Origin of the sequence: Gordonia aquimaris, from assembly GCF_026262595.1 — a bacterium.
In the GTDB taxonomy this organism is placed as follows: Bacteria; Actinomycetota; Actinomycetes; order Mycobacteriales; family Mycobacteriaceae; genus Gordonia; species Gordonia tangerina.
Genome location: NZ_JAPKFM010000004.1, coordinates 93,295 through 104,792, shown reverse-complemented (window position 1 = coordinate 104,792; position 11,498 = coordinate 93,295). Strand labels below are relative to the sequence as shown.

At 67.2% G+C, this 11,498-nt stretch carries 8 protein-coding genes; 7 read left to right on the top strand and 1 reads right to left on the bottom strand.

The genetic code is table 11. The features are described from left to right. Positions 1–18 precede the first annotated feature (18 nt). A complete protein-coding gene (locus OSB52_RS05785; protein ID WP_266060672.1) occupies positions 19–1,005 on the top strand; it encodes a type IV toxin-antitoxin system AbiEi family antitoxin in 987 nt (328 codons plus the stop codon). Positions 1,006–1,116: 111 nt separating this feature from the next. Here OSB52_RS05785 and OSB52_RS05780 read toward each other — a convergent pair whose 3' ends face one another. Next, positions 1,117–2,079, bottom strand: a complete 963-nt coding sequence (locus OSB52_RS05780; protein WP_266060670.1) for an alpha/beta hydrolase — start codon at positions 2,077–2,079, stop codon at positions 1,117–1,119. A gap of 328 nt (positions 2,080–2,407) precedes the next feature. On the opposite strand from OSB52_RS05780, the gene OSB52_RS05775 reads away from it, so the two are divergent. From OSB52_RS05775 to OSB52_RS05750, 6 genes are all read left to right on the top strand, one after another. Next, the gene (locus OSB52_RS05775; RefSeq protein ID WP_266060668.1) at positions 2,408–3,895 is read left to right on the top strand and encodes an amidase; all 1,488 of its coding nucleotides are present in this window, start codon (positions 2,408–2,410) and stop codon (positions 3,893–3,895) included. A 67-nt stretch (positions 3,896–3,962) separates the two neighbouring features. Next, a complete protein-coding gene (locus tag OSB52_RS05770) occupies positions 3,963–5,624 on the top strand; it encodes an FAD-binding dehydrogenase (protein ID WP_266060667.1) in 1,662 nt (553 codons plus the stop codon). Positions 5,625–5,665: 41 nt separating this feature from the next. Further along, positions 5,666–6,691, top strand: a complete 1,026-nt coding sequence (locus OSB52_RS05765; protein WP_266060666.1) for a Dyp-type peroxidase — start codon at positions 5,666–5,668, stop codon at positions 6,689–6,691. Between the two features lie 45 nt (positions 6,692–6,736). Next, positions 6,737–7,546: a family 1 encapsulin nanocompartment shell protein gene (locus OSB52_RS05760; RefSeq protein ID WP_266060664.1), complete on the top strand. Its 810-nt coding sequence runs from the start codon at positions 6,737–6,739 to the stop codon at positions 7,544–7,546. A gap of 222 nt (positions 7,547–7,768) precedes the next feature. Beyond that, complete coding sequence (locus OSB52_RS05755; RefSeq protein WP_266060663.1) at positions 7,769–9,502, top strand: ABC transporter ATP-binding protein; 1,734 nt, start codon at positions 7,769–7,771, stop codon at positions 9,500–9,502. Continuing rightward, entirely contained in the window at positions 9,499–11,475 is a 1,977-nt protein-coding gene (locus OSB52_RS05750; protein WP_277614936.1) for an ABC transporter ATP-binding protein, read from the top strand. Before OSB52_RS05755 ends, OSB52_RS05750 begins: the two co-directional genes overlap by 4 nt. The last annotated feature ends 23 nt before the right edge of the window (positions 11,476–11,498 follow it).

Here is an 11,498-nt window from a genome sequence, read left to right as displayed (position 1 = left end):
GACTCAAGGTGGTGTTGTGTGTTCGGGGTATCTGCCGTGGCGCGTGATTCGGTGGAGCCATTCGTCGGCCTGCCGCGTCCAATGGGTATGGACGATCTGCACCGCATCGAACACGCGACAACCCGGCACGAACTACACGCGCGTGGCCACACCGACCACGACATTCACTTGGCACAACGGGCGGGCCACCTCGAGTTGCTCACCCGTGGCCTGCTGATCTCCCCGCAGTACCTGGACGGGAGCCGCGAGCAGCGCCACCGCGAAATCGCCGTCGCGCGTCTGCGGACATCGCGCACCTCCGGCCGCGCGTTGGCCTCGGTGTCGGCCGCGTCGGTGCTCGGTCTGCCGATCTGGGGACTCGCCACGCAGCAGGTGGTCATGGTCGACCCCTCCCGGTCGCCGGGTTCACGCTCCACCGGGGGCATCCGCCTCGTGACCGACAAACGCCCGGCGGCAACGACCGTCGTCGACGGTGGCCTCGTTACAGCCCCGGCCCGCACCGTCATCGACATCGCGCGCAGTTCGAGTCGGATACCCGCGATCGCTGTCGGCGACGCCGCGCTACACGACGGTCTCTGCACCATGAGCGATCTCGAGAACGAACTGGACCTCATCGCGAAGATGTCCGGCGCGGCGCGGGCGCGGCTGGTGGTGTCGCAACTGAATGGGCTGGCCGAATCCGTCCTGGAGTCCCGCAGCCGGATCGAGCTGACCGACCGCGGGATTCGGATGCCGGAACTCCAGATCGACCTGTACGACAGCTGGGGACGTTGGATCGCCCGGGTCGATTTCTACTGGCGCGAGCAACGCACCGTCGGCGAAGCGGACGGCGAGTCGAAGTACGCGGGCGAATCTGGCGTCGCGGTGCTCCGCAAGGAGAAGGGCCGCTCGGACGCCATCGTCGAGGCCGACAACCGCGCGATCCACTGGGGATGGTCCGACGTCGACGACGCCGATGGCCTCGCCGAGCGCGTCCGCCGCCTGCTTGCGCGGCCGGCCGCGTAACCCCTCGACACCCGCAAGCGCAGATACCCCGAAACGACGAATCCACCTTGGGATGGTCCCAAGGTGGATTCGTCGAGAAGGGGTGACGGCCGTGGGCCGTACGTCAGCCGATCAGAAGAACGCCGGCGCGAAGGTGGTGTTCCACGACTGCTTGAAGTCGTTCTGCCAGTAGTCCCACCAGTGCACACCGTCCGGGGTGATGTGGGTGGTGAGCTTGACGCCGGGCACCACGGCGAGGCGGCCGATGTAGAGCTGGCTACTGGTGGAGGCAGCGACCTCGAGCGGAACCATCTGCGCGAACTTGACCGGGTCGAAGTTGGCGCTGGACGGGTTCACCGAGGTGTCGTACTTGCTGCCGACGCCGGTGCCCGACGACACGTACACGTGGTGACCGGCGAGGTTGTTGGCCGACAGGAACGGGTCGTTGGCCGCCCACTGACCGGCGGGCCACACGCCCCACATGTTGACCGGGTTGCCGCCCATCTCGATCACCGAGGCCTGGATGCCCTGGTTGAAGCCCGGCATGGTGACCGTCGGGTAGCCGCTGTAGGAGGCGACCGCCTGGTAGAAGCCCGGGTGACGCGACGCGAGGTTCAGCGCCGAGGTACCCGACATCGACAGACCCGCGACACCGTTACGACGGTTGTCGCTGTTGTGCTTGCGCGCCATGTAGGCCGGCAGCTCGCGGGTCAGGAAGGTCTCCCACTTGTTGACGCCCAGCTTGGGGTCGGTTCGCTCCCAGTCGGTGTAGAAGCTGCCACCGCCGCCGAACGGGATGGCGACGTTGGCGCCCTTGCCGTTCATGTAGCGCGCGACGTCGGTCTCGATGAGCCAGCCGCTGTTGTCGTTCGGGGCACGCAGGCCGTCGAGGAGGTACAGCGTGGGCTTCGGTCCGCCGCCGCCGGCCGAGACAATGCACACCGGCACGCTGCGGTGCATCGCGTTGGAGTAGACGGATTCCACGGTGCATCCGTTGGCCGCGTGGGCTGCGGGCGCGGCGACCGCTGCGGCGCCCGTGGCGGCAACAAGTGCCACGAGTCCGGCGACCAGGCGCTTACGGGCGCGAGTCAGCATTCACAAGTCCTTATCGATCTTGACCTCGAGTCGGGCCAGGTCATTCTCAGGGCGTTCTCACGGGATTCTATGGCGCAAGGGGCCGACGCATACCCGTCGGGAGCGAGTGTAACGGCTCGATAACACTCCGGCAAAGCCAGGAACGCGACGCCCCGGACCTGCGGGGATGCCCCGGCCCGATGCCTCACACGGACGACCTGGGCAAACATCGCAGCGCGCTCGAGACCCGCTCCGCCTGTTCACGAAACCGTCGTTGCGCGTCACCGAGCCGTTATCGGTTTGCTCGATGAACGGTGACACTCAGGTATCGATACGTACGCTGAGCACGATGGAGCTCCGCGAGTACCTGCGCCACGACGCCACCGCCCTGGCCGGCTTCGTCGCCGCGGGCGAGGTCACCGCCGCCGAACTGCTGTCCCTGGCACGACGTCGCGCCGACGATGTCAACCCCGCGCTCAACGCGATCGTTGCGCGTATGGACGCCGCCGCCGACGCCCGGGCCGCCGACCCCACGCTGTCCGGGCCGTTCGCCGGGGTGCCCTTCCTCATCAAGGACCTCGCCCAGGACTATCGCGGCTACCCGACGTCGTTCGGGTCGCGGTCACTGTCGCGTCACGTCGCCACCGACCACTCCACGGTCGTTCGCCGGTTCCTCGACGCCGGGCTGGTGATCTTCGGCAAGACCAACACCCCCGAATTCGGCGCCAAGGGCGTCACCGAACCCGAGTTCTGGGGACCGGCACGCAACCCGTGGCACACCGACTACACGCCCGGCGGGTCGTCGGGCGGATCGGGCGCCGCGGTGGCCGCCGGGATCGTGCCGGCCGCCGGCGCCAACGACGGTGGCGGCTCGATCCGGATACCGGCCGCCTGCAACGGCCTGGTCGGGCTCAAGCCGACCCGAGGGCTCGCGCCGTTCGGCCCGGTCACCGGCGAACCCAAGTTCGGGATGGCGGTGCAGGGCGTGGTGTCGCGCACCGTGCGCGACGCCGCCGCACTCTATGACGCGATCGTCGGCGCCACGGACGGTTCGGTGTACCCCACCCCGGTCCCGCCGACCCCGTTCGCCACCGTCATCGGCTCCCCGCCGGCCCCGCTGCGCATCGGCTACTCGACGGTCTCGGCGATCAACCCGCGCCCGCACCCCGAGGCGATCGCCGCGGTCGACCACGCCGCGACGGTCCTCACCGAACTCGGCCACCACGTGGAGGAGGTGACGCCACCGCAGGACGATGCTGCGCTGGCTCGCGACTTCCTGACCATCTGGTTCGCATCCCTGGCCACCGATGTCGAGGCCACGCGCACCCTCACCGGTGCCACCGACCGCGACTTCGAGGCCGACACCCTCGCGCTCGCCGAACTCGGAAGGTCGGCCGGGGTGGTGGCCGCGCTGGCGGCACTCGACGAGGTCAACAAGCACGTGCTGGCGCTGGCGCAGTTCCACCGCACGCACGATCTGTTCCTCACCCCGACGCTGGCCACCCCGCCGCTCCGGGTGGGTGCCACCACCACACCCCCGCTGCTGCAGAGTGCTTCGCGGGTGATCGCCAAGATTCACGCCGGAAAGCTACTGGCTCGCACCGGTATTCTCGATGACCTCATCGAACAGAGCCTCGGCTGGGTGCCCTACACCCAGCTCGCCAACCTCACCGGACGGCCGGCCATCAGTGTGCCGCTGCACTGGACCGGCGACGGACTGCCGCTGGGGGTGCAGTTCGTCGGGCGACTGGGCGCCGACGACACACTGCTTGCGTTGGCCGCGCAACTCGAACAGGCCGCCCCGTGGGCGCATCGGTACGCCGACATCTCGGTCTGAGCCAGGTGACCCCGGCGGTAGCGGGCGAGAGCTAAGGTCGATCCAGGCGAGGGGATGAGGAGGGCGTGTGAGCCAGCAACAGGCCGACGCGGTGGTGGTCGGGTCGGGATTGGCGGGGTTGGTCGCGACCTATGAGCTCACCCGGGCCGGACGCAAGGTCGTCGTCGTGGATCAGGAGAATCGCAACAATCTCGGTGGTCAGGCGTTTTGGTCGTTGGGCGGTTTGTTCCTGGTCGACACCTCGGAGCAGCGACGCCTCGGCATCAAGGACTCCGCCGAGCTGGCACTGCACGATTGGATGGGGTCGGCCGGATTCGACCGCGACGACGAGGATTTCTGGCCCCGCCAGTGGGCCCGCGCCTACGTTGACTTCGCGTCCACCGAGAAGCGGCAGTATCTGCACGACCTCGGATTGCGCATCACCCCGGTCGTCGGATGGGCCGAACGTGGCGGCGGATTCGCCGACGGGCACGGCAACTCGGTCCCCCGCTTCCATCTCACGTGGGGCACCGGGCCCGAAGTGGTACGCGTCTTCGCCGAGCCCGTGCTGGAGGCGGAGAAACGCGGACTGGTGGAATTCCGTTTCCGCCACCGCGTCGACGAGCTCATCGTCGACGATGGGGCCGCCGTCGGTGTGCGCGGTTCGGTGCTGGCGCCCACCGACCTCGATCGTGGGGTGGCCTCGTCGCGCGACGTGACCGGCGACTTCGAGATCCGTGCGGGCGCGGTCATCGTCACGACCGGCGGCATCGGCCACAACCACGACCTGATCCGGCAGAACTGGCCGACCGAACGGCTGGGGTCCGCACCGGAGACGATGATCTCCGGGGTCCCGGCCTACGTGGACGGCCGCATGCTCGGCATCGCCGAGGATGCCGGCGCCAGCCTGGTCAACCGGGATCGTATGTGGCACTACACCGAAGGCATCCACAACTGGGATCCGATATGGCCCGATCATGCGATCCGCATCATCCCGGGCCCGTCTTCGCTATGGCTCGACGCCAACGGGAATCGACTGGCACCACCCAATTTCCCCGGCTTCGACACCAATTCGACGATGAAGGCGATCCTCGACACCGGCTACGACTACTCGTGGTTCATCCTCACTCAGAGCATCATCGAGAAAGAATTCGCGCTGTCGGGCTCGGAGCAGAACCCCGACATCACCAGCAAGGACCTCAAGTTCGCCGCCAAGAGCCGACTGGCGAAGGGTGCGCCGGGCCCGGTGGCCGCCTTCGCCGAGCACGGGGTCGACTTCGTGGTGCGCGACAATCTGCCCGATCTGGTGGCCGGGATGAACGCGATCACCCGGGGACCCGAACTCGACCTGCAGTATCTTGAGCGGGTCATCTCCGCCCGCGACGCGCAGATCGACAACAAGTTCGGCAAGGACGCGCAGTTGATGGCGATCACCAATGCCCGACAGTATCTGGGCGACAAGCTGGTCCGCGTGGCCAAACCCCATCGGCTGCTCGACCCCGCGCATGGCCCACTGATCGCCGTGCGCCTCAACATCCTGACCCGGAAAACCCTGGGCGGGTTGGAGACAAACCTGGATTCGCAGGTCATGCGACCCGATGGCACCGCATTCGACGGGCTGTTCGCCGCCGGTGAGGTCGCCGGATTCGGCGGCGGCGGGGTGCACGGCTACAACGCCCTGGAGGGAACCTTCCTGGGCGGCTGCATCTTCTCCGGACGTACCGCCGGACGGGCGATCGCGCGCGACTGACACTCCGATGCGCCCGGTCGCGGTGGGCTACAGTGTGTCCCGTGCCGATCCCCCAGACGATCCTGACGCGGAAGACCACCTCGGCGCTGTTTTTGGTCCTCACCATCGACGACGGCGGTGAGGGCGCGGTCCGGGACGTGTTGGGCGACCTGCCCACGTTGACCCGGGCGGTCTCGTCCCGCGCGCCTGAAGCCGCGCTGGCCGCAATCGCGTCGATCGGCTCGGCCGCCTGGGACCGCCTGTTCGACGGTCCGCGTCCTCGCTCCCTGCGGCCGTTCGTCGTCTACGAGGGCCAGGTCCACACGGCTCCGGCCACGCCGGCAGACCTGCTGGTGCACATCAAAGCGGATCGGATGGACCTGTGCTTCGAAGTGGGCCGACTGGTGACCGACGCGCTCGGCGACGCGGTCACCGTCGTCGACGAGGTGCACGGTTTCCGCTACTTCGATCTCCGCGACATCATCGGCTTCGTCGACGGCACCGAGAACCCGGTCGGGCAAGCGGCGATCGACGCGATCACGGTCGGCGACGAGGACCCGGCGTTCGCCGGTGGCAGCTACGTGGCCATCCAGCGCTACGTCACCGATCTGGAGGCGTGGAATGCACTGAGTGTCGGTGAGCAGGAGAACGCGATCGGCCGCACCAAGTTCGACAACGTCGAAATGGACGACGACGTGAAGCCCACCAACTCGCACATCGCGCTGAACGTGGTCGAAGACGCCGACGGCGAGGAAATCGACGTCGTTCGCGACAACATGCCCTACGGCGACGCCTCCGGCTCCGGCGAACGCGGCACGTTCTACATCGCCTACTCCGCCGGTCCCGACGTGACCGAAGAGATGCTGCGCAAGATGTTCATCGGCGATCCGCCCGGGAACTACGACCGGCTCCTCGACTTCACCACTGCCGTCACCGGTTCGCAGTTCTTCACTCCGACCATCGATTTCCTCGAGGACCTGCCGGACCCGCCTGCGGCATCCTCCACCGCTGATCTCGCGACCGCCAGCGAGCCCACCGATCCCCAGACCCCCACCGACGGCTCCCTCGGCATCGGCTCTCTGCACTGATTCATCCGATCACCCACCCGGCCACCCACTCTCCCAGGAGGCAGCATGAACAACCTGCACCGCGAACTCGCACCCATCTCCGACGCCGCGTGGGCCGAGATCGAGGAGGAAGCCACCCGCGCGTTCAAACGCAACAGCGCCGCGCGGCGCCTCGTCGACGTCAACGGCCCGCTCGGCCTGGACATCGCCTCGGTCACCCTGGGCCATCGCAGCAAGATCGATCCGCCGGCCGACGGCATCGTCGCCCATCAGCGGCAGGCACAGCCGCTGGTGGAGTTGAAGGTGCCGTTCACCGTGAGCCGCGAGGCCATCGACGACGTCGACCGGGGAGCCCAGGATTCCGATTGGGACCCGGTGCGCGATGCCGCGGCCGAGTTGGCCAGGGCCGAGGACCGGGCGATCTTTGAGGGATACCCGGCCGGCGGGATCACCGGTATCCGGCCCGCTGCGTCGGCGACCCCGATTCCCCTGCCGGCCGACGTGCGCGACTACGCCGAGGCGCTGTCTCAGGCCACGACCGCGCTGCGGCTGGCCTCAGTCGAGGGTCCGTACTCGCTGGCGCTGTCCAAGGACGTGTACACGCTGGTCAACGAGACCTCCAACCACGGTGTCCCCATCCGAGATCATCTGCAGCGCCTGCTCGTGGGTGGCGGTGACATCGTGTGGGCGCCCGCCATTTCCGGCGCGTTCCTGCTCAGCACCCGGGGCGGTGACTTCGAGATGAGCATCGGTCAGGACGTGTCCATCGGCTACGACCATCACGACGCCGACACCGTGACCCTGTACTTCCAAGAGTCCTTCACCTATCTCACCTACACCCCCGAAGCTGTCGTCCCGTTCACCTACGCAGGGTGAGAACCGCTGGTCGATCTCGATACGCGGCCTCGCAAGCTCGGCCCCTACTCGATCCACAGAGCAGTGCCAGACGCCGGCTCCCCGCCGGTCGAGTAGTCCGAGGCGCTAGCCGAGGGCGTATCGAGACCAGATGACCCGCGCTGCGCGCGTAATCACATCGCGCCCTTAATCACATCGCGCACTGTCGGGGTGAATTGCTAGCGTCTACCAAGTGATTGCGCGATGCTGAGCCGCCTCATCCGGACATATCTCACAAACTACCGCGGGTACCTGACAGCTGTGGTCGCCCTTCAGTTCGTCGCCACCGCGGCGATGCTGTATCTGCCCACGCTCAACGCCGACATCATCGACAAGGGCGTGGCCGAGGGCGACACCGACTACATCCTGCGTATCGGCGGGTGGATGCTGGTGGTCAGTGTGGTGCAGGTGATCTGCACGATCGCCGCCCAGTACTTCGGCGCGCGCACCGCGCTCGGCGTCGGTCGCGACATTCGCCACGACCTCCTTCATCGGGTCAACACCTTCTCCGCGCGGGAGGTGGGCCGGTTCGGTGCACCGTCGCTGATCACCCGCACCACAAACGACGTGCAGCAGGTGCAGCTGCTGGTGGTGATGAGCACCGCGATCCTGGTGATGGCACCCATCATGTGCATCGGCGGCATCGCGATGGGCATCCACGTGGCGCCGGGACTCTCGTGGCTGCTCGCGATCGCCGTCCCCATCCTCGGCCTCACCATGGCCTTGATCATCGCGCGGATGATCCCCGGCTTCCGGGCCATGCAGGAACGGATCGACGCCGTCAACCGGGTGCTGCGCGAGCAGATCACCGGTATCCGGGTGGTGCGGGCCTTCGTCCGGGAACGCCACGAGATCGATCGTTTCGGGCGCGCCAACGATCATCTGGCCGACGCCACTTTGCGGGTCGGTCGGCTGATGGCGCTGATGTTCCCGCTGGTCATGCTGATCACCAACGTCACCATCGTCGCGGTCATCTGGTTCGGTGGGCATGCGGTGTCCGACGGGTCGGTGGAGATCGGCGCACTGACGGCGATGATGAGCTACGCCATGCAGATCATGATGTCGGTGATGATGGCGTCGTTCCTGGCGATGATGGCGCCGCGCGCCACCGTCTGCGCCGAGCGGATCTGGGAGGTGCTCGACACCGACACCTCGGTGGTCTCCCCCACCGACCCGGTCGGATTCGCCACCGAGCCGTCCACCGTCGAGTTCCGCGGCGCAGAGTTCCGTTACCCCGGCGCCGACGACCCGGTGCTGCGCGACATCGGCTTCCGAGTCGAGAAGGGCACCACCACCGCGATCGTCGGTTCCACCGGGTCGGGCAAGACCACGGTGCTCGGCCTGATCCCACGACTCATCGACGTCACCGCGGGCGCGGTCCTCGTCGGCGGCACCGACGTGCGACGCCTCGACCCCGATCAGCTGCGCTCGGCCATCGGCCTGGTCCCCCAACGCCCGTACCTGTTCTCCGGCACCATCGCCTCCAACATCCGGCACGGCAAACCCGACGCCACCGATGAGGAGATCTGGGAGGCACTGCGGATCGCGCAGGCCGACGATTTCGTGGCTCGCATGCCCGACGGCCTCGACACCACCGTCGCCCAGGGCGGCACCACCGTCTCCGGCGGCCAGCGCCAACGGCTGGCCATCGCGCGGGCATTGATTCGACGCCCCTCGGTGTACCTGTTCGACGACTCGTTCTCCGCACTCGATCTGTCCACCGATGCCGGGTTGCGTGCCGCACTGCGCCCGGCCACCCGGGACGCCGCGGTGATCGTGGTGGCCCAACGCATCTCGACCATCGTCGACGCCGATCAGATCGTGGTGCTCAACCGCGGTCGGATCGTCGGGCTCGGACGCCACGACGATCTCGTGGAGAGTTGCGAGACCTACGCCGAGATCGTCGAATCCCAGCTCGCCATCCAGGACGCGTCATGACCCGGCCCGGCGGTGCGGGGCGACCGGGCGGCGGCGCGGTCGGTCCTCCGATGATGGCCGGCCCCGCCGAAAAGGCACGCTCGTTCGGTCCCTCCATCAAACGACTCATCCGCCTGCTGCTCGCCTACCGGGCGTTCACGGTGACCGTGTTGGCCTCCATCGTCATCTCGGTGATCCTGTCTGCGGTCGCGCCACGCGTCCTCGGCCACGCCACCGACCTGGTGTTCGACGGTGTCATCGGCACCACCCTGCCCGACGGACTCACCAAAGAGCAGGCCGTCGCCGGTCTGCGCGAACAAGGCCAGAACACCTTCGCCGACATGGTGTCGTCGATGGACGTCACGCCCGGTGTGGGCGTCGACTTCACCGCGGTGGGTCAGGTCCTGCTGATCGTGCTGGTGCTCTACGTGTTGTCGTCGGCGCTGGCGTGGCTGGCAGCCTACCTGCTGAACATCGTCGTGGTGGGCACCATCCGACGCCTGCGCGCCGATGTGGAGCAGAAGGTCCACCGGTTGCCCTTGAGCTACTACGACAAGGCCGCGCGCGGTGATCTGCTCAGCCGTGTCACCAACGACCTCGACAACCTGTCGCAGAGCCTGCAGCAGACCATCGCGCAGTTCCTGAACTCGGTGCTGATGGTGATCGCGCTGTTGGCGATGATGATCTGGATCTCGCCGCTGTTGGCGCTGATCGCGGTGCTCACCGTTCCATTGGCCTTCATCGCGACCGCGCAGATCGCGAAACGATCCAAACCGCATTTCATGGCCCAGTGGTCGTCGACCGGCAAGCTCAACGCCCAGGTCGAGGAGGCGTTCACCGGCCACGAACTGGTCAAGGCCTTTGGACGCCAATCCGAGATCGAGGCAACCTTCGACGAGCGCAACCAGAAGCTCTTCGAGTCGAGTTGGCGCGCCCAGTTCATCTCCGGGATCATCATGCCGACCATCATGTTCCTGGGGAACCTGAACTATGTGGCGGTCGCCGTGGTGGGCGGACTGCGGGTGGCGTCGGGTTCGCTGAGCCTCGGCGAGGTGCAGGCCTTCATCCAGTACTCGCGCCAGTTCACCCAGCCACTCACCCAGATCGGGTCGATGTTCAACCTGATGCAGAGCGGGGTGGCGTCGGCCGAGCGCATTTTCGACGTCCTAGACGCCGACGAGGAGACCCCGGACCCCGTCGATGCCCAGACGCCAGTCGACGGGCACGGTCTGATCGAGTTCGACGACGTCTCGTTCCGGTATGTCGCCGACCGGCCACTCATCGAGAACCTCTCGCTGGTGGCGCAGCCCGGACACATGGTGGCCATCGTGGGGCCCACCGGTGCGGGCAAGACCACGCTGGTCAACCTGATCATGCGCTTCTACGACGTCGACTCCGGCATGATCAAGGTCGACGGCGTCGACTCCCGCCGGATGACCCGCGACGACCTACGGGAACGCACCGGCATGGTGTTGCAGGACTCGTGGCTGTTCGGCGGCACCATCTACGAGAACATCGCCTACGGCGATCCCACCGCGAGCCGTGCGGAGGTCATCGAGGCAGCCGAACTCAGCCACGTCGATCACTTCGTCCGCACCCTGCCCGACGGCTACGAGACCGTGCTCGATGACGAGGGCGGTGGCGTCAGCGCAGGTGAGCGACAGTTGATCACCATCGCCCGCGCCTTCCTGGCCAAGCCGACGATCCTCATCCTCGACGAGGCGACCAGTTCGGTGGACACCCGCACCGAATTGCTGATCCAGCAGGCGATGGCCAACCTACGCACCGATCGCACGAGTTTCGTCATCGCGCACCGACTCTCCACCGTGCGCGACGCCGACGTGATCGTGGTGATGGAAGACGGCCACATCGTGGAGCAGGGCAGCCACGACGAACTGCTCGCCGCTCGTGGCGCCTACTGCCGGCTCTACAACAGTCAGTTCGCCGGTCCGCTCGAGGACGAGGTCCTCGAGGATGACTCCGTTGTCGGATAGGCGGCCCGCCCGACGTCGTCGGG

Bases quoted from the DNA above. Each gene is read 5' to 3' on its own strand.
- OSB52_RS05780 (WP_266060670.1), bottom strand. From the start codon at position 2,079: ATGCTGACTCGCGCCCGTAAGCGCCTGGTCGCCGGACTCGTGGCACTT.
- OSB52_RS05750 (WP_277614936.1), top strand. From the start codon at position 9,499: ATGACCCGGCCCGGCGGTGCGGGGCGACCGGGCGGCGGCGCGGTCGGT.
- OSB52_RS05760 (WP_266060664.1), top strand. From the start codon at position 6,737: ATGAACAACCTGCACCGCGAACTCGCACCCATCTCCGACGCCGCGTGG.
- OSB52_RS05775 (WP_266060668.1), top strand. From the start codon at position 2,408: ATGGAGCTCCGCGAGTACCTGCGCCACGACGCCACCGCCCTGGCCGGC.
- OSB52_RS05755 (WP_266060663.1), top strand. From the start codon at position 7,769: ATGCTGAGCCGCCTCATCCGGACATATCTCACAAACTACCGCGGGTAC.